The organism is Luteimonas sp. WGS1318, assembly GCF_043187535.1.
In the GTDB taxonomy this organism is placed as follows: Bacteria; Pseudomonadota; Gammaproteobacteria; order Xanthomonadales; family Xanthomonadaceae; genus Luteimonas.
In genome coordinates this window covers 601857-619436 of record NZ_CP171131.1, presented here as the reverse complement: position 1 = coordinate 619436, position 17580 = coordinate 601857, and the positions used below count along the sequence as shown (strand labels likewise).

Annotated in this window: 25 protein-coding genes; 9 read left to right on the top strand and 16 right to left on the bottom strand. The window is 70.4% G+C overall.

All coding sequences use genetic code 11. The annotated features are described in order from the left end of the window. Positions 1-11 precede the first annotated feature (11 nt). Complete coding sequence (locus tag ACF3M1_RS02815) at positions 12-209, top strand: hypothetical protein (protein ID WP_394003741.1); 198 nt, start codon at positions 12-14, stop codon at positions 207-209. A 9-nt stretch (positions 210-218) separates the two neighbouring features. On the opposite strand, the gene ACF3M1_RS02810 is transcribed toward ACF3M1_RS02815, so the two are convergent. The 4 genes from ACF3M1_RS02810 to ACF3M1_RS02795 all read right to left on the bottom strand — a co-directional run bounded on the left by ACF3M1_RS02810 (position 219) and on the right by ACF3M1_RS02795 (position 2576). Further along, entirely contained in the window at positions 219-674 is a 456-nt protein-coding gene (locus ACF3M1_RS02810; protein ID WP_394003739.1) for a hypothetical protein, read from the bottom strand. 86 nt (positions 675-760) lie between these two features. Continuing rightward, the gene (locus tag ACF3M1_RS02805; protein ID WP_394003738.1) at positions 761-1159 is read right to left on the bottom strand and encodes a hypothetical protein; all 399 of its coding nucleotides are present in this window, start codon (positions 1157-1159) and stop codon (positions 761-763) included. 190 nt (positions 1160-1349) lie between these two features. Next, positions 1350-2078 (bottom strand): HAD family hydrolase, encoded by a 729-nt coding sequence (locus ACF3M1_RS02800; RefSeq protein WP_394003736.1) that lies wholly within the window; start codon positions 2076-2078, stop codon positions 1350-1352. Between the two features lie 138 nt (positions 2079-2216). Beyond that, positions 2217-2576: an EF-hand domain-containing protein gene (locus tag ACF3M1_RS02795; protein WP_394003735.1), complete on the bottom strand. Its 360-nt coding sequence runs from the start codon at positions 2574-2576 to the stop codon at positions 2217-2219. A 377-nt stretch (positions 2577-2953) separates the two neighbouring features. Here ACF3M1_RS02795 and ACF3M1_RS02790 point away from each other — a divergent pair, with 377 nt between their 5' ends. Further along, positions 2954-4141 carry a PQQ-dependent sugar dehydrogenase gene (locus tag ACF3M1_RS02790; protein ID WP_394003734.1) on the top strand — a complete coding sequence of 396 codons (1188 nt, stop codon included), beginning with the start codon at positions 2954-2956 and terminating at the stop codon, positions 4139-4141. A 67-nt stretch (positions 4142-4208) separates the two neighbouring features. On the opposite strand, the gene ACF3M1_RS02785 is transcribed toward ACF3M1_RS02790, so the two are convergent. Further along, positions 4209-4988, bottom strand: coding sequence for a lytic transglycosylase domain-containing protein (locus ACF3M1_RS02785; protein ID WP_394003732.1), 780 nt, complete (start codon positions 4986-4988; stop codon positions 4209-4211). Positions 4989-5112: 124 nt separating this feature from the next. On the opposite strand from ACF3M1_RS02785, the gene ACF3M1_RS02780 reads away from it, so the two are divergent. Together ACF3M1_RS02780 and ACF3M1_RS02775 are read left to right on the top strand one after the other, a co-directional pair. Continuing rightward, positions 5113-5631 carry an adenine phosphoribosyltransferase gene (locus ACF3M1_RS02780; protein ID WP_394003730.1) on the top strand — a complete coding sequence of 173 codons (519 nt, stop codon included), beginning with the start codon at positions 5113-5115 and terminating at the stop codon, positions 5629-5631. Positions 5632-5699: 68 nt separating this feature from the next. Beyond that, positions 5700-6167, top strand: coding sequence for a cupin (locus tag ACF3M1_RS02775; RefSeq protein ID WP_394003728.1), 468 nt, complete (start codon positions 5700-5702; stop codon positions 6165-6167). A gap of 40 nt (positions 6168-6207) precedes the next feature. Here the strand turns inward: ACF3M1_RS02775 and ACF3M1_RS02770 are convergent, their stop codons facing one another. Both ACF3M1_RS02770 and ACF3M1_RS02765 read right to left on the bottom strand, forming a co-directional pair. Next, on the bottom strand, positions 6208-6714 hold the full coding sequence (locus tag ACF3M1_RS02770) for a hypothetical protein (RefSeq protein WP_394003726.1): 507 nt from the start codon (positions 6712-6714) through the stop codon (positions 6208-6210). A gap of 26 nt (positions 6715-6740) precedes the next feature. After that, a complete protein-coding gene (locus ACF3M1_RS02765; protein ID WP_394003724.1) occupies positions 6741-7466 on the bottom strand; it encodes an SOS response-associated peptidase in 726 nt (241 codons plus the stop codon). 165 nt (positions 7467-7631) lie between these two features. Here ACF3M1_RS02765 and ACF3M1_RS02760 point away from each other — a divergent pair, with 165 nt between their 5' ends. Beyond that, a complete protein-coding gene (locus ACF3M1_RS02760) occupies positions 7632-7820 on the top strand; it encodes a hypothetical protein (RefSeq protein ID WP_394003722.1) in 189 nt (62 codons plus the stop codon). A gap of 35 nt (positions 7821-7855) precedes the next feature. Further along, positions 7856-8407, top strand: coding sequence for an NADPH-dependent FMN reductase (locus tag ACF3M1_RS02755; RefSeq protein ID WP_394003720.1), 552 nt, complete (start codon positions 7856-7858; stop codon positions 8405-8407). A 160-nt stretch (positions 8408-8567) separates the two neighbouring features. Here ACF3M1_RS02755 and ACF3M1_RS02750 read toward each other — a convergent pair whose 3' ends face one another. Next, the gene (locus ACF3M1_RS02750; RefSeq protein WP_394003718.1) at positions 8568-8783 is read right to left on the bottom strand and encodes a hypothetical protein; all 216 of its coding nucleotides are present in this window, start codon (positions 8781-8783) and stop codon (positions 8568-8570) included. A 250-nt stretch (positions 8784-9033) separates the two neighbouring features. Here ACF3M1_RS02750 and ACF3M1_RS02745 point away from each other — a divergent pair, with 250 nt between their 5' ends. Then, positions 9034-9555: a DUF421 domain-containing protein gene (locus tag ACF3M1_RS02745; RefSeq protein ID WP_394005154.1), complete on the top strand. Its 522-nt coding sequence runs from the start codon at positions 9034-9036 to the stop codon at positions 9553-9555. 154 nt (positions 9556-9709) lie between these two features. Here ACF3M1_RS02745 and ACF3M1_RS02740 read toward each other — a convergent pair whose 3' ends face one another. The 4 genes from ACF3M1_RS02740 to ACF3M1_RS02725 form a co-directional block, all read right to left on the bottom strand. Then, positions 9710-10045 (bottom strand): thioredoxin family protein, encoded by a 336-nt coding sequence (locus ACF3M1_RS02740; protein WP_394003716.1) that lies wholly within the window; start codon positions 10043-10045, stop codon positions 9710-9712. Between the two features lies 1 nt (position 10046). Continuing rightward, on the bottom strand, positions 10047-10445 hold the full coding sequence (locus ACF3M1_RS02735; protein ID WP_394003714.1) for a host attachment family protein: 399 nt from the start codon (positions 10443-10445) through the stop codon (positions 10047-10049). Between the two features lie 138 nt (positions 10446-10583). Beyond that, the gene (locus ACF3M1_RS02730) at positions 10584-11138 is read right to left on the bottom strand and encodes a hypothetical protein (protein WP_394003712.1); all 555 of its coding nucleotides are present in this window, start codon (positions 11136-11138) and stop codon (positions 10584-10586) included. 83 nt (positions 11139-11221) lie between these two features. After that, complete coding sequence (locus ACF3M1_RS02725; protein WP_394003710.1) at positions 11222-11545, bottom strand: DUF6122 family protein; 324 nt, start codon at positions 11543-11545, stop codon at positions 11222-11224. 184 nt (positions 11546-11729) lie between these two features. On the opposite strand from ACF3M1_RS02725, the gene ACF3M1_RS02720 reads away from it, so the two are divergent. Beyond that, complete coding sequence (locus ACF3M1_RS02720; protein WP_394003708.1) at positions 11730-12440, top strand: response regulator transcription factor; 711 nt, start codon at positions 11730-11732, stop codon at positions 12438-12440. A gap of 174 nt (positions 12441-12614) precedes the next feature. Here ACF3M1_RS02720 and ACF3M1_RS02715 read toward each other — a convergent pair whose 3' ends face one another. The 3 genes from ACF3M1_RS02715 to ACF3M1_RS02705 form a co-directional block, all read right to left on the bottom strand. Continuing rightward, entirely contained in the window at positions 12615-13955 is a 1341-nt protein-coding gene (locus tag ACF3M1_RS02715) for a glycoside hydrolase family 2 TIM barrel-domain containing protein (protein WP_394003706.1), read from the bottom strand. Between the two features lie 104 nt (positions 13956-14059). After that, positions 14060-14329, bottom strand: a complete 270-nt coding sequence (locus tag ACF3M1_RS02710) for a hypothetical protein (protein ID WP_394003704.1) — start codon at positions 14327-14329, stop codon at positions 14060-14062. Positions 14330-14636: 307 nt separating this feature from the next. Further along, complete coding sequence (locus ACF3M1_RS02705; protein ID WP_394003702.1) at positions 14637-15791, bottom strand: PQQ-dependent sugar dehydrogenase; 1155 nt, start codon at positions 15789-15791, stop codon at positions 14637-14639. Between the two features lie 66 nt (positions 15792-15857). Between ACF3M1_RS02705 and ACF3M1_RS02700 the strand changes: the two genes are divergently transcribed. Further along, positions 15858-16316 carry a hypothetical protein gene (locus ACF3M1_RS02700; protein ID WP_394003700.1) on the top strand — a complete coding sequence of 153 codons (459 nt, stop codon included), beginning with the start codon at positions 15858-15860 and terminating at the stop codon, positions 16314-16316. 61 nt (positions 16317-16377) lie between these two features. Here ACF3M1_RS02700 and ACF3M1_RS02695 read toward each other — a convergent pair whose 3' ends face one another. After that, entirely contained in the window at positions 16378-17559 is a 1182-nt protein-coding gene (locus ACF3M1_RS02695; RefSeq protein ID WP_394003698.1) for a GAF domain-containing sensor histidine kinase, read from the bottom strand. Positions 17560-17580: the final 21 nt, after the last annotated feature.

Sequence of the window (17580 nt, the reverse complement as noted above, 5' to 3'; positions counted from 1 at the left end):
AGGACAGCGCCATGGCCATCGATCTATCACCGCCACCGGCACGCCGCGGGCGGATGCTGCGCTGGAGCATCGCCGGTGCGGTCGCCGTCGTACTGCTCGCGGTGTACTGGGTGGCCCTGGACCGGGTCGCGACCCGGATCGGACAGGATGCGGAAAACACAATGCGCAGCATGCCGGTCAACGACGACACGCGCGCCCGCAGTCCCTGACGCGGCCGATCAGCGCGTCGCGATGACCAGGCTGTCGGGGCGTCCGCCCTGCTGCCACCAGTCACCGGTTGCGGTCACCCGCACCTGCACGCCGCCCTTGCGCATCGAACGGTGCGACCCGGCGTCGTGGCCGTCGGCGGCATAGGCGCCGATCACGTCGCGGGGGTCCCGCACGCCACTGAAGCTGGCGGCCCCGGACGCAATGCGCAGCGCGCGGTCGCCGCCGCCCTTGACGCTGACCCGCACCGGCAGGCTGCGGCCGTCGGCGCACTGCACCAGACCGGCCCCGCGTGCGGCGCGGTACTGCGTCGACCAGTCGCTGGCTTCGAACGTCAGTTCACAGGTCGTGGTCTCGGCCGCCACGGCCGGAAGCGCTGCCAGGCCTGCAACCAGCGCGATCATCGACAGCGCCTGCAGGTGTCGCCGCGGCGCTGCGGAACGGAACATCGTGAGGAAAACGGCCATGGCCCAACGCTAGCAGAAAACGCGCCGCGGGCCCGTGGCCTGCGACGCGTTCGGACGATCGACCCGGCCAGCCGGGCCGGATCTGCTCAGCGCCGGCCGCGGCGGTCCTGGCGCGGGTCGTAGTACTGCACCGTGCAACGGCCCCGGTTGTCGCACCGGGTGCGCGAATGGCGGTTGTCGTGGCGGCCGTGTGCACGTGCGTGCGGCGGCGGGCCGGGCCGGTAGGCCCGATGATTGCGCGGCACGTTGCGGTAGTAGACCGGGCGGCCGTAGCGGTCGTAGGAGACCAGCAGGCGATCGTTCTGGCCGTAGCCGCCATGGCGGTAGTAAGGCGTGTTGCCGCGCATCATCACATCGGCGACATCGACGATCACGCGCACGAGATCGTCATTCGCACGGGCCGGCGCAGTCACCATGGCAGCGGCGACGAAACCCGTCGCGAGGACGGCGGGCAGGATCCAGCGGGTGAGGCTCGTGGTGGTCATCGGGGTCTCCGTGGTGCGGGGCGGCCACCACGCCGGTGGCCCTCGACTGCCACCATCGACGAGCGCGGATGAATCGACGCGCAATTTTCCCGCCTGACTCGTTCATGTCGAACCCGCATAAATACGGCATTCAAACTGGAAACGCTTTCCATCCGCTGGAACCGGTTACCCGGATGGTCGGGCGCTCACCTCAGAGTGCAATCGCGCGCGTCGCCAGGTCGAGCACGGCCGCGGGCAGCGCGTCGGGTGAGGCGACCTCGCACATACGCTCCAGGCCTGTCGTGATCGACACGTCCGTTTCGTGCGCCCAGGTCGTCCGGTAGGGCATGTGCACACCCCAGCCACCGAGTGCGAGCACCGGGGCGATGTCGGAGCGCAGCGAGTTGCCGATCATCAGGAACTGCCGCGGCCCGGCCTCGAACTCGGTCAACACGCGCGCATAGGTGGGCGCGTCCTTTTCGCTGACGATTTCGATACGGCGGAACAGGTCGGACAATCCCGAATCGCGGACCTTCGCTTCCTGGTGGAACAGGTCGCCCTTGGTGATCAGCACGACATCGAAGCGCGCGGCGATGGCCTCGACGGCCTCGCGGATGCCCGGCAACAGCTCGACCGGATGTCGCAGCAGGTCCTTGGCCATGTCGACGATGCGGTGCAGGTCGCGAGCACTGATGCGGCCATCGGTGATCTGGGTCGCGGACTCGATCATCGACAGCGCCATGCCCTTCACGCCGTAGCCGAACACCGCGATGTTGGCCGACTCCACCGCGTACAGCGCGTCGGCGACGCGGCCGTCGCCGAGGTCCACGTAATGGCCCACGATGGCCTCGAACGCGCGCTGGGCCTTGTCGAAATAGTCCTGGCTGCGCCAGAGGGTGTCGTCGGCGTCGAAGCCGACCAGCTGGATGCCCTGGGTCATCGCGAAAGTCTAGTGCGTCGCTGCAAGACCCGCAGCACGGACAGTGTGACGTCTCCCAAACAAAAGGCGGCCCGCCGAAGCGGGCCGCCCAGGTCCGCCCATCACCGGGAGGGGATGGACGGCATCGACACGTGACGCTTACTCGTCAGCCGCGCCGGCACCAGCCGCCTGACGGTTCACGTAATCGCGATACTCCTCGGGCGTAATGAAACCGTCGCCGTCGGCATCGACGTCACTGAACACCTGGCCGAGGCCCTCGAGGCCCGACGCTTCGGCCTGGCTCAGACGGCCGTCACCGTCGGTGTCGAGATCGGCCCAGGTGACCTGGCCCTGCTGGGCCTGCGGCGCTTCGGCCGTGGCGTCCTGCGCGTAATCCTGAGTGGTGGTGGTCGGCGGCGCCTGCTCGGCAGTCGTCGCTTCCTGCGCGAAGGCCATCGGCATCGCCATCGCGACACCCAGAGCGATCGTGGCGATCATCGGCTTGCGGACATTCTTCATGATGGTGTTCTCCAGTGGGAATGTAGGACGCGCGGGAGGTGGTTCATCCTCGTCGTGGATACCGCACGGGGCCCACCTTGCCGCGGCGCGAATGAATGCTCCGGGGGCCGGCGTCGCGCCCACTTACGAGTGCTTAACCACACCGGGTCGCGGTGCCGGTAGCGCCTGTGTAGCGGCCGCGTGAGTGGCGGACGACGAAGCCCGCCGTGGCGGGAATGGGCGGCGGCGTCCGACCGTGGCGGACGCGTCGCGGCAGCGCCCGTTTTCGATGAACGGAACACAACGTTTACGAATCCTGCCGCGACGCGCTCCATACCGGGCGTCCGCAAGGCCTGTGCGACACTCGGGGTTTCCCTGATTGCGCTTTGGAGATGCCCATGCACCTGCGTCCACTGACCCTCACCGCGCTCGCGTCCTCACTGCTCTGGCTGTCGGGCTGCGACGGCAACGCCGCCAACGGCACCACCGCCACCGCCGGCTCGGACGCGCAGCCGGCCGCCGCCGCACCTGCGGCCGAAGGTGACGCGATCGAGGGCGTGCCGTTCGCCAGCAGCGCGGTCGCCACGTTCAACGAGCCGTGGGCGCTGGCCTTCCTGCCCGATGGCAGCCTGCTGGTCACCGAGAAATCCGGCGTGCTCAAGCACGTCACCCTGCCGGGCGGCGAGGCGCGCGAGATTTCCGGCGTGCCCGAGGTCGGCTACGGCGGCCAGGGTGGCCTGGGCGATGTGGTGCCGCATCCGCAGTTCGCGCAGAACGGGCTGGTCTATTTCAGCTACGCCGAAGACGGTGACGGTGGGCGCGGCGCGGCCGTCGCACGCGCACGGCTCGATGCCGAGGCCGGCGCGCTGCAGGACGTCGAGGTGATCTGGCGCCAGGTGCCCAAGGTCAGCGGCAACGGCCACTACGCGCACCGCATCGCGTTCGGTCCCGAGGGCATGCTGTGGATCTCGTCCGGCGACCGGCAGAAATTCGACCCGGCCCAGGACATGACCTCGAACATGGGCAAGCTGGTCCGGCTCAACGACGACGGCAGCGTGCCGGCCGACAACCCGTTCGCCGACCAGGGCGAAGTCGCGTCGCAGGTCTGGGCGCTGGGTCTGCGCAATCCGCTGGGCATCGCGTTCGACGGCGACGGCAAGCTGTGGGAAATCGAGATGGGCCCGGCCGGCGGCGACGAGTTCAACCTGATCGAGCGTGGCGGCAATTACGGGTATCCGATCGTCTCCAACGGCGACCATTACGACGGCCGCCCGATCCCCGATCACGACACGCGTCCGGAATTCATCAAGCCGCTGATCACCTGGACGCCGGTGATCTCGCCGTCGAGCCTGATGGTCTATTCGGGCACGCTGTTCCCGGAGTGGACCGGCAACGCCTTCGCCGGCGGCCTTTCGGGCCAGACCCTGGTGCGCATCGAACTCGACGGCACCACCGCACGCGAGGCCGAACGCTTCGCGATGGGCGCGCGCATCCGCGGCGTGACCCAGGGGCCGGACGGCGCGCTGTGGGTGATCGAGGACGGTGCGGACGGCCGCCTGATCCGGCTGACGCCGCGCGAAGGCTGAGCCTGTCGCACCCCTGTTTCACGACAGAAGGCCGCGGTGCGAACCGCGGCCTTCTGCTTGACGGACCTCAGATCGCCGGGCGCTCCACCGCTCGCCCCATCGCCTCGCGATAGCGCAGGTACAGCGCCTGGACCTTGTCGATATAGGCGCGGGTCTCGGCATAGGGCGGCACGCCGTCGTAGCGGTCCACGGTGCCCGGCCCGGCGTTGTAGGCAGCCAACGCACGTGTGCGGTCGTCGTCGTAGCGGCGCAGCAGCCAGCGCAGGTGGCGTGCGCCGGCCCGGATCGACTGCGCGGGCGAATCGGGATCGCTGACGTCGTAGTCCGCGACCACGTCGGGCATCAGCTGCATCACCCCGCGCGCGCCCTTGGGCGACACCGCCGCGGCCTCGAAGCCGCTCTCGGCGTGGGCGATCGCACGCAGCCAGGCCTCGTCGAGGCCGTTGGCCTTCGCGGCCTCGCGGAACAGCGTCGGCCACGCGTCGAGGCGCGGTGCACCGACGCGCCCGAGGCCCGCATGCGCGGGTTCGCCGGGCGGGGTCTGCACGGTGAAGCGCAGGTACTCGCGGGCGCCGGGCAGGCGCCGGGTGCCGTAGACCAGGCGCCCGTCCTGCTCGCGCTCGTAGAGCACGCCGCTGAACACCCCCATCTCGCCCCAGAGGTTCGGCGTCTGCACCGCGTCGTCCGGCACCTCGCGCGGCGTGCAGGTGGATCCGGGCTCGGGCGCGGTCGACATGCTGACGGTGCCATCGAGCACACAGCGCCAGATCGTGCGTGCCTGCGCCGGGCCTGCGCCCAGGACGAGGACGGCGGCGAGCAGGACTGGGATGCAGCGACGGATCGGCATGGCGACGGGTTCGAAGGCGGACGCCCGGACGGGCATCGCTGCTGAGCGGATACGCCGGTCGGGGTGAGGTTTGTGTCGCCGTGCCTGCGCGGCGATCATCGGGCGCCCCGTTCGAGACCCGCCGATGGCGCACTGGTCGACCCTGCTCCGCGAGATTCCCGATTTTCCCAAGCCCGGCATCGTGTTCAAGGACATCACGCCCGTGCTGGCCGATCGCCACGCCTTCGCCGCCGCGATCGAGGCGATGGCGGCACCCTGGCGCGAGGCGCCGCCCGCGGCGTTCCTGGGCATCGAGTCGCGCGGCTTCATCTTCGCCGCCGCGCTCGCCCAGACACTGGGCACCGGGTTCGTGCCGGTGCGCAAGCCGGGCAAACTGCCGGCGCGCACGCTGCAGCACGACTACGCGCTGGAATACGGCCGCGACCGGCTGGAGATCCACACCGACGCAGTGCCCGAGGGCGCCTCCGTGGTCCTCGTCGACGATGTGCTGGCCACCGGCGGCACACTGGCCGCCGCCCTCGCGCTGGCCCGCGCGCAAGGCGCCCACGTGCTGGGCGCGGCCGTGCTGGTCGAGTTGCCCGGGCTCGGAGGCCGCGCGCGTTGGCCGGCCGACGTGCACCTGCACGTGGCGCCGGCGGCCTGACGGCGTTCGCGCACGACGACGCGCGCTCGACGGCGGACGCTCCAGCATCCCGGTCCCGGAGGTGCCTGATGCGCGTCGAGACCCTGATCCTGCCCGCCCACGGCTGGGTGCCCAATCATCCGCGCCTGCCGGTGCGGATCTACCGTGCGGGGCCGGCGCCGCTGGACGCACGCGGGTTCGAGCAGCGCTTCGCCGCGCACGGCTGGCCGCCGGACTGGCGCGGGGGCGTCTACGCGTATCACCACTACCACTCGACGGCCCACGAGGTGCTCGGCGTCGCCCGGGGGCATGCGCGTCTGATGCTCGGCGGACCGGACGCCCGGGCCGTCGACGTATCCGCCGGCGATGCACTGCTGCTGCCGGCCGGCACCGGCCACTGCTGCCTGCAGGCCGATGCGGCGTTCCAGGTGGTCGGCGCCTATCCCGAGGGCCAGCGCTGGGACGTGATGCGCGAGGCGCCCGACCGCGACACCCGCGCACGCATCCACGCCCTGCCCGATCCGCTGCGAGATCCGGTCACCGGCGATCCGTTCTGACATCGGCCGCGCGGCGACCGCAACCGCGGCGTCTGCCGGATCAGGGCACCGACGCCGTCACCGCAGCGGCGGCGCTGTCGGCGGCCTCGTCGATCATCGCTGCAAAGCGCATCTGCCCGAGATTGTCGGCGAGGTCCGCGCAGCGGGCCTGCGGCGGCTGCAGCGACAGGTAGGCATGCATCGCCTCCGCCATCTCGACGAAGCGCGCATCGAAGGCGTCGACGCCGGACACGAACGCCGCGTCCGTCGGACGCGCGCGCAGCGCGGCGCCGAACTCCGGGTTTTCCGAACGGAAGGTTGCAATGCCGGCTTCCAGCCGTTCGCTCGCGTCCGCGTCCGCGGCGCAGTACCGCCGGAAGACCTCGACCTGACGCTCGAACACATGCGCGCCCATGTACCGGGTCTGCGCATCGCTCAGCGGCGACTGCGCGAACGCGCCACCCGCCACGCACAACGCCACGATGGCGAGCAGGGGGCGGAACGGTAGGCAGTGAGGGGTCATGGGGGGCTCCAGCGGTCGTACGGCGCGCGCCGCATTCGGGAACACGGTACGCACGCCGGCGGGAGGCCACGTCAAGAGTCCTCGTCGGCCTCGTCGAAGGCATGCGCGAGCCAGTCGCCGTCGTCGTCCTGCGCCGACGCGATGTCCACCGGTTCGAGCAGGGTGTAGTCGTCGACATCGGCGTTGCGGATCCGGCGCGAGACCGGATAGGCCTCGAGCGCCGGCTGCGGCATGGTCTCCAGGAACGCCTGCGCGCGGCGCGGCCCGGCAATCCAGTCGGCGATCGCCGTCGCCGGCATGAAGACCGGACCATCGGCGACCAGCGGTGGCGGGATCGCGGGATTGGGGTGGGTGAGCACGGCGAACGAATACAGCTCCGGCGTGTCCTTGCTCCAGTGGTCCCACAGGCCGGCCGCGAACAGGGCATCCCCGTCCTGGGCCTGGATGAAATACGGCTGCGGGGTCTCGCCCGAGCGATCCCATTTGTAATAACCGTTCATCGGCACCACGCAGCGCATCGTCTCCCACGGCCGCTTGAAGATGCGGCTGCGCGGCGCGCGGGCCAGGCGTGCGGTGACGGTGGTGTACCTGGTTTCGGGCAGCGGCGACCAGGCCGGGACCAGACCCCAGTCGAACTCTTCCACCGCAAGCGCGCCGTCACGTTCGAGAATGACCGCCGCCGGCCGGCGGGTGCCGATGTTGTAGCGGTCGGGCGCCGCCTCCAGCGCCGTGGCCAGATCCGACGGCATGGCGGGTGGCCAGACGCCCGCGGCGAAGGCCTGCACGAATCGACGCATCGGGAGCCCTCCGTTGGACGCGTGGCCGGCAGATTTCCGGCATCACGCGGCAGCATCGCCCGCGCCGCGTGAAGCGGTTGCGTCGTGAAGGCGCATCGGCATGCTTCACGGCCGGCTGCCATCGCAGCGCCCAAGGTGGATGCCTCGCATCGAGGAGCCAGCGCCATGCAGACCCCGCAGCCCACACCCAACGACGATATCCTCGGCTCGATCCCCCACCCCATGCACGATCCGGTGCCGGATCAGCCGGTGGATCCGCCGGTGCCGACGCCGGGCGACCCGGAACGCGATCCCCAGCCGCAACAGGACCCACCGTCACCGACGCGTCCGCAGGATCCGCCGCAGACCGCCTGACCGCTCCGTCAACCGTTCGAACAGCGAGGTGCCCCATGCATCCCCATCGCATCGCCGTGATCGTCGGCAGCCTGCGCCGCGATTCCTTCAACCGCCAGCTCGCGGATGTGCTCGTCGAACGCGCGCCCGACACGCTGGCACTGCACCGCGTCGAGATCGGCGACCTGCCGCTGTACAACCAGGACGACGATGACGCGCCGCATGCCCACGTGCTGCGTCTGAAGCGCGAGATCGCCCAGGCTGACGGCGTGCTGTTCGTGACGCCGGAATACAACCGCTCGATTCCCGGCGTGCTCAAGAATGCGCTCGACCACGCTTCGCGCCCGTACGGCGAAAGCAGCTGGGCCGGCACGCCAGCCGGCATCGTCGGTGTCTCGGTCGGTGCGATCGGCACAGCGGCGGCGCAGCAGCACCTGCGCACGATCCTGGCCTATCTCGACATGCCCACGCTCGGCCAGCCCGAGGTGTTTCTCAAGGCCGATGCCGTCTTCGACGATACGGGCGCGCTGCGCGACGACAGCCGCGACTTCATCGACGGCTGGCTGACGCGCTACGCGGACTGGGTCGCCCGCCACGCGCGAGGCTGATCGTTATAGAGGCTGATCGTTACAGCAGCGCCATCTCAGGTGAAGCGCGCGCGCCTAGTGCATCAACGTACTGCGCGGTGCAGGAGGCGCGGGGCAGTGGCATACGCGTTGCGGCGAACGGCGCTGCCGTCGCACCCACGAGCCACTCCGTGATCCGGGATCAGGCGGCGAAGCGCCGCTCGGCTTCGTAGCCGCCGTCGGCGCCATGGATGCGCACCGTCGCGCCGTGGCGCATCACCTGCGCATCCGATGCGACATCGACGAACGCAGCGTGGCGGGTCAGATAGTGCGCCGAAGCGCGCGCGCCGCTGTCTTCGACGAGCTCCCAGTCGAAGGTCGCGGCATTGTGTCGAAGAGTGAAGCGGATGGGCGACATGTTCGGATTCCGGGGGACAGCGGCACGCGTCGTGCTCCACGGATCATCCAGCTGCGACGATGAAGGCCGCGTGCCTGCGGCTGGCGCCGTCGTTCACGACGATGCAACGACGACCGCGCCATAACCGCCACAGCGGCGTTCGTCGCACCCGAGCGAGGCCCGATGCCATGCAGCAGTCCGCTCCACTCGCCAATGCGGCCGTGGGTGAAATGCGCAGTTTTCGCACCGGATCGCCGTGATGGGCGACGCCCTGGCCCGCATGTTCGATCTCGGCATGCCGTGGTGGGAATTCGTGCTGCGCGCGGTCGTGGTGTACGTCGCCGTGCTGATACTGATGCGCCTGGCCGGCAAGCGCACCGTCGGGCAGTTCACCCCGTTCGACCTGCTGGTCATCGTGCTGCTGGGCAACGCGGTGCAGAACGCGCTGCTCGGTCAGGACAGTTCCCTGCTCGGCGGCCTGCTGCTGGCGACGACCCTGCTGCTGTTGAACTGGGGCGTCGGCCGGTTATCGGCGCGAAGCCGGCGGTTCGATCGTCTGGTCGAAGGCGAACCGGTGATCCTGGTGCGTCACGGCACCCTGTTCCGCAAGGCACTCGCGCGGGAGTCGATCACCGAGCGTGAGCTGGCCACCGCCCGGCGCGCCGCCGGCTTCGCGACGATCGCGCAGATCGAGCTGGCGGTGCTCGAGACCTCGGGCGAGATCACGTTCGTGGGAACGCGTGGCGCGCGCGGCCACGACCGGACGCCTGACACGCCGACGCCTACATCGTGAAGCAGATGGTGTGCGAACCGACGTCCACATTGCGCAAGACATGGTGAAGCGCATCGTTCCAGCAACTGGGGCATGACAGCGCCAGGGCGGCCGTGCGCAGTGGGCGAGCGGAATGCCTGGCGGCCACTCACAACCTACCACTTCAGTGACTCGGTCATTCGACGGGCGGGCCCAGCAGATCGAGGGCGGCGTCCACGTCGTCGCGCGTGGCAGGCCGGACCACCCGCGCCACCTCCACGCCATCGCGGAGCAGCACCAGCGTCGGCCACAGCTTCACTTTGAAGCTGCGGCCCAGTGGACGCCCGGGGCCATCTTCGACCCGGAAATGGCGCACGTCCGGCCGCGCCGCCAGTGCGGGCTGCAGGAACGCCTGCGCGCCCTGGCAATGCCCGCACCAGTCGGTGCCGAATTCGAGTGCGACCAGCCCCGGCATCGCGTCAATCCCGGTGCGATCCGGCGGCTCGTTCGAATACGGCGTCACGCGGGTCATGTCAGGACAGCGCGCGCTCGATGGTCTCGAGCGGTGCGTTGGTGAAATCCTTGGCCAGGTCACCGATCAGCCGCTGCGTGGTCTCCTTGTGCAGCAACGGACGCACGCGGCCGAGGGTCTGCGGATCCGCGATCAGCACCAGATGCGCGTAACGGCTCTTCAGCGCGCCTTCGTTGAGGCCGTGCGCGAGCTGCTTGGCGAACGTCGCTTCGTCGAGCTGCGAGGCACTCGATTCGGCCGGCATCGATCCCGCCGGACCATCGTCGTTGAGGTTCATGCCTTCGAGCAGCGCCTCCTGCTTGAGGCTCAGCGCGCGCTCGTCACCGACGTTGCTGAACACACGGGCCGCGCCACCGTTGGCGACGACGATCAGTGCGCCCTGCGGAATTTTCATTATCATACACGTTCTCCACTTGCCTGCGTTCGTACCGGAAAGGCACGCGACGACTCTAGGCAGGCGGATGTGAGCGGGATGCAATGCGGATGTCGCGTTCGCGTTCCAAGGGCGCGCTGCCGTCCGCGAAACTGAACGCGGCGCTCAGCGCCAGGGCCGACGGCCTTCCGTCCAGGATTCGCGACGCGCCGGGCCGCCGCCCGACCAGGGCCCGAACGGCTCGCGCCAGCCCGGCGCGTAGACGTCGAAGCCCGCCCCCGGCCCGTAGTACCCGGGGCCGCCGTACATGCCGCCCGGCCAGTAGCCCGGTCCGTCGGAGCGGCCGACGCTCAGATGCAGGTTGGTCGTGCTGATGTCGCCGCTCGCATTGACGCGCTCGGTGCACAGATTGATGTCGGCGGCGTTGTAGTGACTGGTGCCGCCGCGCGAGGAATGGCCGATGCCGGTCGTCACGCTTCCGGTCACGGTCCGTTCGCTGCCGTCGGGCGCGGTCGGGCACCCGCCGAGGCCGCCCCGGGCCGTGCGCAGTTCGCGCGACCCTGGACGCGCGGTCCGCGGTCCGGTGTATTCGCCATCACCGAAGGCGCCGGGCCCGGTGAACATCGTCGGCGCCGGCGGGCTCAGATCGATGTCGCCGTCCTGGGCCACGGCGGACAACGGCAGCAGCAGTGACATCCACACCAGGTGTGATCGACGCATCAGAACGCTCCGGACCGGGATCGGTGAATTCCCACGCTACCAGCTGGCGCTTGAATCGCCGCTGGCCCCGCAGGCATGCCGGCTCAGCCGGTGTGATGCATCCACAGGCAGTCGATCGCATCGAGCGCGATGTGCACCAGCAGACCGATGCCGAACAGGCGGGTGCGCCGCGGCAGCGCGAGAACGCCGTAGACCGCGATGGCCGGCGCGGTATGCAGCGGATGGAAGCCGATGCTGCAGCGCCCGGGCGCGTAGATCGGGTCGGCCAGCAGATGGTCGACGTCGATGACCCACCCGAGCAGCATCAGACCCCAGGCGCGCAGGAAGCGATCGCGGAAGAACAGCCAGGCGATCAGTGCCGGCACCGCCGCATGCAGGATGAGATGAAGGATTGCGCGCGTACCCATCGAACCGACGCCAGGCGGGCGGCACAGGATACCGCCGGACCACCCGATGGCCCGAGGCGCGGCGCGGGCCGAACCCGTGCGTCGCGCCGCGTCGATCTTGCACGGTTTGGCGCTTCACATTCACCGCGTCTGCACCGATGTGATGCGAATTTCGCGAACCTTAATCTGCATTCGGAGTCGTTGGATGGCGCATCACAGCCCGGGTGGTCTGGTCTTGCTGGTCGAGGACAACCGCCATATCTCCGAACCCGTCGGTGAGTTCCTCGAAAGCCGTGGCTTCGAGGTGGACTATGCGGCCGACGGCATCGACGCCTACAACCTGGCGTCGGAAAACCCGTTCGACGTCATCGTGCTCGACCTCATGCTGCCGCGTCTGGGCGGGCTGGAAGTCTGTCGCCGCCTGCGCGCCGACGGTCGCAGCTCGACGCCGATCCTGATGCTCACCGCGCGCGATTCGCTGGAAGAGAAGATCGAAGGCCTCGAAGCGGGCGCCGACGACTATCTGACCAAGCCCTTCGACATCAAGGAGCTCGAGGCCCGCATCCGCGCGCTGATCCGGCGCGACCGGCGCGAAGTGGGCGCCGCGGTGCTCGAGGTCGGCGACCTGTGGCTGGATCCGGTGTCGCTGCGCGTGCAGCGCGCGGGCAAGGAGCTCAACCTCGCGCCGATCGCGATGAAGATCCTGACGATCCTGATGCGCGAGGCACCCCGCGTGGTCACCCGCCGCGAGATCGAGCAGGAGATCTGGGGCCTGAGCCTGCCCGACTCCGACACCCTGCGCAGCCATCTGTACAACCTGCGCAAGGCCATCGACCGCGATCAGGACGTGCAGCTGCTGCACACGATCACCGGTGCCGGCTACCGGGTGGCCGATCTGAGCCGCGCGGTCGCCTGACGCCCGCGCCGCCGGGGCGCGCGCCGCACACGTTTCGACCCACGCCGCGCTGCAGCCGATGCAGCGCGGCGTGTTCGTGTCCGGCACGGCCGCGACGGCGATGCGTGGCGACACGGCAGCTCGCGCTCCAGACGCCGCGATCACCGTCGCAGGCGGTGCCCGCCGAGCGTCACGTCACTCCGCGGCGGAGGTCTCGCTCACCCGGAACGGAACATTCGCGTAGGCCGCGTGGCCCTGGCCGTCGTGCGCTTCGACGAAGAGCCGGTAATGTCCCGGGGCCGCGGGCGCGGTGAAGCGCAACGCGCCCGCGTCGTCGGCATCCGAAACGCGCAGCTCGACCGCGGCCGGCAAGGCCTCGGGATCGCCGCCGATCGAGGTCGCGGTGCTCTCCTCGCGCACGATCCAGCGGTAGGCGATCGGATCGCCGTCCGGGTCGCGCGCATCGACCTGCGCGGTGTGCGTGGCGCCCGGCGCCAGCGTCACGCTGTCGAGCGCCGTGCGCCCGTCGATCCGGAGGGGTGTGATCGACGGCGCGCGGTTCGCCGGCCAGGCGCCGGTCCACAGCTGCTGCATCGCGTCGACCCCGGGCGTGGATTCGCCGCTGGCCAGGAACAGGCCGTACCAGGTCGGCGTGCGCTCCTGCTTCTGCCCCCAGAGGAAGACGAACGAACCGAGTCCCTGGGTCCGGTCGCTGTCGATGTCACGCGCATAGCGTTCGGCCAGCAGCGCCGCCTTGCGCGAGGCGTCGTCCTCGATCGGCGCGCCCCACGCGGTTTCCGGGCTTTCCCAGTGGCCGGTCGGGCCCCACTCGGTGACGATGTAGGCGCCGGCCCAACCGGCGTCGCGCAGACGCGTCTGCATGCCTTCGATGTCGCCGTAGAGCTGCACGCCGATCAGATCGAGCGCCGGCGCGCGCGCCTTCAGTTCACCGATCAGCGCCGCGTCGAAGCCCGCCAGCGGCGTCATCACCGGATGGTGCGGGTCGATCGCGTGGATCGCCTCGGCGATCGCGTTCACCGCATCCCAGACCTTCGGGTTGCGCGCGTCCAGATTGAGTTCGTTGCCGACCAGCCACATCAGCACAGCGGGATGCGCGCGGTAAGCGGCCACCTCCTCGCGGATGCGGGCCAGCTGCGCGGCGACCGCGTCCGGATCGTCGTAATCGAAGCCGTGGCGCTCCTTGCCGACCTCCAGGCCCATCGCCACACGCAGCCCGTTGCGGTGCGCGCGGTCGAGCATCGCGGTCACCTGCGCGCGATCGAGCCCGGTGCTCCAGGTGCGGAACGCATTGCCGCCGCGTTGCGCCAGCGCCTCGATGTCGCCACCCGACAGGCCGGCGCCGCGCACGCGGAACGGCGCCCCGTCGACCGTCAATTGCCAGACGCCTTCCTCCTGCACGACACGCACCTGCGCAGGTCCGGCGTCCGCGGCACTGCCCGACCCGGCCGATGCCGATGCCGGTGCCGCCGCGACGGCGGTGAACAACAGCGCGAGGGCACACGAGGCGATGCGCATGGAATGACTCCTTCAGGACCGTCCGATGATGGCATGGCGATCCGGCGCGCGCCGCCGATGCGGCAGGTGTGCACGCGTCCGCGGACAGTCAGGGACGCGACGCCTCAGCGCGCGCGCCGGTCGCTGCGCGCGCGCAGCCAGCGCAATGCGCCGGGCGCCATGCCCATGAATTTCGGCGGCTCCGTCAGCGGCGCCACCAGCAGGCGGTCCGGCGCATGCCGGCGCTTGATCCGGTGATAGAGCTGCGAGCGCGTGGCGGTGCTCTCGACGAGATGCAGGCCGGGCGCCAGCTGCACGCTGTCCGCCGCCACCGAGGCGTCGATCGCGCCGTCGATCTCGAGATGGACCAGGTAGAGGGTGGACGCACTCGCCATGGCCTCGACTGTCGGCGTGCCGCGCGCACGGCCAGGTGAAGCACGCGAGCTGCGCTGCTCTTGCGGTGCGCCGGTCACCGCGTGGGCCCCATCGCCGCACTCGATGTCGACGCCGTCCGAACAGAATGTCCGCAAATGCGTTGCCGCACCGTTGGCGGCGTCGCGACGACGCGCGAGCGCAACGACCGCGCGCGATACGACGTCGTCACCGGTGCACGTGACGCCCGACGCTGCCCGCAGGCGCGGGATCCGGTCCACGTGCACCGGACGCCGCTCTCGAACGGACGACGCGCGAGGCGCGAGGACCTCAGTCCGCTGCGGCCGGCACGACACGCAGCACACGGCCCTGCGCGCTGTCGGTCAACAGGTAGAGCGCGCCGTCCGGGCCGCTGCGCACGTCGCGGATGCGCTCGCCGAGTTCCGCGAACAGCACCTCCTGCGGGCCCGGCGCGCCGCCGGGCATCGGCACCCGGCGCACGCTGCGTTCGACCAGCGCGGCGACGAACAGGCTGCCGCGCCAGGCCGGAAACAGCGCGCCGTCATAGAAGGCCATGCCGGCCGGCGCGATCGACGGTGTCCAGTGCGTCAGCGGCGCGGTGACGCCGGGCCAGCGCGTATAGGGCGTGACCCGCGCGCCGGTGTAGTCGACGCCGTCGGTGGTGATCGGCCAGCCGTAATTCGCGCCGGGCGCGAGTCGGTTGAGTTCGTCGCCGCCTTTCGCGCCGTGCTCGTGCGCGTAGAGCGCATCGCCCACCCGCACCAGCCCCTGCGGATTGCGGTGGCCGATGCTGAAGATTTCGGGCCGCGCTCCGGCGCGGCCGACGAATGGATTGTCGGCGGGAATGCCGCCGTCGCGGTCGATGCGCAGATGCTTGCCCAGATGGGTATGCAGGCGCAGCGCGTCGGTGCGCTCGAGATTGCCGTCGCCCATCCCGACCACCAGCGTGCCGTCGGCCCGCCACGCCATGCGGCCGCCGAAATGCTGGGCGTGGGTCTTGGCGGGCTGCGTGGTCAGGATCGGCGTCACCGTCTCCAGGCCGCTCGCGCCCAGCCGGGCATGCACGACGCGCAGATGATTCGCGCGCGCCGTGCCGTGCGCGAACGACAGGTAGATGCGCCCCGTCTGCGCGAATGCCGGATCGACCAGCACGTCGAACAGGCCCGCCTGCCCGCTGGCGAAGACCGCGGGCACGCCGGCCACCGGCGCGGCGCGCAGCGCGAAGCCGCCATCGGCCTCACGCTCGATCACACGCAGCCGCCCCGGCCGCTCGGTCACCAGCAGCCGGCCGTCAGGCAGGAATGCCAGCGCCCACGGGAACTCGAGCCCTTCGGCGACGGTGTCGATGCGGTAGTCGGCGGCCGCCGCACCCGCGGCGCACAGCAGGCCCAGCACAGCGGCGGCCACGCGCCGGCGCAGCTGCGCGACACGCAAGAACGGAAACCAGACATTGGCGAACGACACGGACACTCCACCTCGGCGCCGCGGCTGCGGCATCATCGTCCGCATGATGATGCCCGAACCGTCCGCATGACCGCCCGCCTCCGCCCCTCGTGGCCACGCCGTCTCGGCGCCCTCGCCGTCGCACTGTCGATCGCCGCGGCCTGGGGCGCGCTGGTGCAGACCCAGTTCAACCTGCAGGCATTGACGCCCTTCGTCGAGATTCCATTCGCCGTGCGGCTCACCACATCGCTGCAGGATCTCGCGGGCTACGGCCCGGTGCAGCTCGGCCTCGTCGCCGCGGCCTGGCTGGCCGCGCTGCCGGTCGCGATGGGGCTCGGCCGGCGCTGGCCGCGCTTGCGCACGCCGCTGTACGCATTGGCGGCCGGAATCGGCCTCGTCGTCGCGATCCGCATCACCGACGCGGTCGCGCCGATGCCGGTGTTGATCGACGCGACCCGCGGTCTGGCCGGCCTGCTGGGGATGGCGGCCGGCAGCGCGCTCGGCGGTGGCCTGTTCGCGCACTGGACGCGCTCGCGCGCCGGCTAGGCAGCGCGTTGCACGCGCCCCCTGGATCCACATCGTCGATCCGGAGGGCCACGCCATGCGGTCAGGACGTCGGCAGACGCACCGTGATCCGAGTGCCCTCGCCCAGCGTGGAGGCGACATCGAGATCGGCGGCCAGGGCATCCGCGGTCTGGCGCACGATCCACAAGCCGATGCCGAGGCCGTCGGAGCGTGCATCGCCCTGCTGGAAGGCGTTGAAGTAGCCGTCCACGCGCGCCGGATCCATGCCGATGCCGGTGTCGATGACGTCGATGCAGGTCAGGCCGTTCTCCTGCCGGCAGACCAGCTCGACGCGCCCGCCGGCCGCCGTGTACTTCACCGCGTTCGACACCAGATTACCGAGCAGGGTTTCCAGCAGGCCGGCATGCGTGCGCGCCGGGCACGGCGCGATCTCGATGCGGACCTCGAATGCGACCTGCTTGCGCACCGCCGACCGCTGCCACGACGCGCCGACCTGCTCGACCACCGGCGCCACGTCGGCGACCTCCAGCGCGGGCGGCGCGAAGCCGCCACGTCCGGTCGCCGAGGCGATCAGTTCACCGAATGTCTGATGGACGATCGTCAGCTCCTGCTCGGCGCTGTCGAGTTTCTGCAGCTGCGCTTCGCTCGCGCCCACGCGCGCGCGGCTGATCGCGTACAGCGCCGCGCGCAGCGGCGTCTTGAGATCGTGGCCGGCACTGGCGAGCACGCGCGCACGGTGTTCGCTGACCGCATGTGCCTCGGCCAGCATCCGGCGCAGTTCGAGCTGGGCCATCACCTGCCGCGACAGCGCGCGCAGCGTGTCGACCTGCTCGGGCGTCAGCGTACGCGGCTCGGTGTCGAGCACGCAGACCGTGCCCAGCGGCAGGCCGTCGGGTGTCTTCAGCAGCGCGCCGGCGTAGAACCGCAGGCCGGGATCGCCGGTCACCAGCGGATTCGACGCGAAGCGCGCATCGCGCGTGGTGTCGGGCACTTCGAGGAAGTCGTGTTCCAGGATCGCGTGCGCGCAGATCGAGGTCTCGAGCGGCGTTTCGCGCACGCCGAGGCCGACTTCGGACTTGAACCACTGGCGGTCGGCGTCGACCAGGTTGATGACCGAGATCGGCGTCTGGCAGACCGCCGAGGCGATCCGGGTGATGTCCTCGAACACCGCCTCGATGGGGGTGTCGAGAATGCCGTAGGCGCGCAGCGATTCGATCCGCCGCGATTCGGTATGCGGGGGCAGTTTTGCCGCGGGCTGATGCATGCAAGGTCCTCGATGGCCGGC

Bases quoted from the DNA above. Each gene is read 5' to 3' on its own strand.
- ACF3M1_RS02815 (WP_394003741.1), top strand. From the start codon at position 12: ATGGCCATCGATCTATCACCGCCACCGGCACGCCGCGGGCGGATGCTG.
- ACF3M1_RS02810 (WP_394003739.1), bottom strand. From the start codon at position 674: ATGGCCGTTTTCCTCACGATGTTCCGTTCCGCAGCGCCGCGGCGACAC.
- ACF3M1_RS02805 (WP_394003738.1), bottom strand. From the start codon at position 1,159: ATGACCACCACGAGCCTCACCCGCTGGATCCTGCCCGCCGTCCTCGCG.
- ACF3M1_RS02800 (WP_394003736.1), bottom strand. From the start codon at position 2,078: ATGACCCAGGGCATCCAGCTGGTCGGCTTCGACGCCGACGACACCCTC.
- ACF3M1_RS02795 (WP_394003735.1), bottom strand. From the start codon at position 2,576: ATGAAGAATGTCCGCAAGCCGATGATCGCCACGATCGCTCTGGGTGTC.
- ACF3M1_RS02790 (WP_394003734.1), top strand. From the start codon at position 2,954: ATGCACCTGCGTCCACTGACCCTCACCGCGCTCGCGTCCTCACTGCTC.
- ACF3M1_RS02785 (WP_394003732.1), bottom strand. From the start codon at position 4,988: ATGCCGATCCGTCGCTGCATCCCAGTCCTGCTCGCCGCCGTCCTCGTC.
- ACF3M1_RS02780 (WP_394003730.1), top strand. From the start codon at position 5,113: ATGGCGCACTGGTCGACCCTGCTCCGCGAGATTCCCGATTTTCCCAAG.
- ACF3M1_RS02775 (WP_394003728.1), top strand. From the start codon at position 5,700: ATGCGCGTCGAGACCCTGATCCTGCCCGCCCACGGCTGGGTGCCCAAT.
- ACF3M1_RS02765 (WP_394003724.1), bottom strand. From the start codon at position 7,466: ATGCGTCGATTCGTGCAGGCCTTCGCCGCGGGCGTCTGGCCACCCGCC.
- ACF3M1_RS02760 (WP_394003722.1), top strand. From the start codon at position 7,632: ATGCAGACCCCGCAGCCCACACCCAACGACGATATCCTCGGCTCGATC.
- ACF3M1_RS02755 (WP_394003720.1), top strand. From the start codon at position 7,856: ATGCATCCCCATCGCATCGCCGTGATCGTCGGCAGCCTGCGCCGCGAT.
- ACF3M1_RS02750 (WP_394003718.1), bottom strand. From the start codon at position 8,783: ATGTCGCCCATCCGCTTCACTCTTCGACACAATGCCGCGACCTTCGAC.
- ACF3M1_RS02740 (WP_394003716.1), bottom strand. From the start codon at position 10,045: ATGACCCGCGTGACGCCGTATTCGAACGAGCCGCCGGATCGCACCGGG.
- ACF3M1_RS02735 (WP_394003714.1), bottom strand. From the start codon at position 10,445: ATGATAATGAAAATTCCGCAGGGCGCACTGATCGTCGTCGCCAACGGT.
- ACF3M1_RS02730 (WP_394003712.1), bottom strand. From the start codon at position 11,138: ATGCGTCGATCACACCTGGTGTGGATGTCACTGCTGCTGCCGTTGTCC.
- ACF3M1_RS02725 (WP_394003710.1), bottom strand. From the start codon at position 11,545: ATGGGTACGCGCGCAATCCTTCATCTCATCCTGCATGCGGCGGTGCCG.
- ACF3M1_RS02720 (WP_394003708.1), top strand. From the start codon at position 11,730: ATGGCGCATCACAGCCCGGGTGGTCTGGTCTTGCTGGTCGAGGACAAC.
- ACF3M1_RS02715 (WP_394003706.1), bottom strand. From the start codon at position 13,955: ATGCGCATCGCCTCGTGTGCCCTCGCGCTGTTGTTCACCGCCGTCGCG.
- ACF3M1_RS02710 (WP_394003704.1), bottom strand. From the start codon at position 14,329: ATGGCGAGTGCGTCCACCCTCTACCTGGTCCATCTCGAGATCGACGGC.
- ACF3M1_RS02700 (WP_394003700.1), top strand. From the start codon at position 15,858: ATGACCGCCCGCCTCCGCCCCTCGTGGCCACGCCGTCTCGGCGCCCTC.
- ACF3M1_RS02695 (WP_394003698.1), bottom strand. From the start codon at position 17,559: ATGCATCAGCCCGCGGCAAAACTGCCCCCGCATACCGAATCGCGGCGG.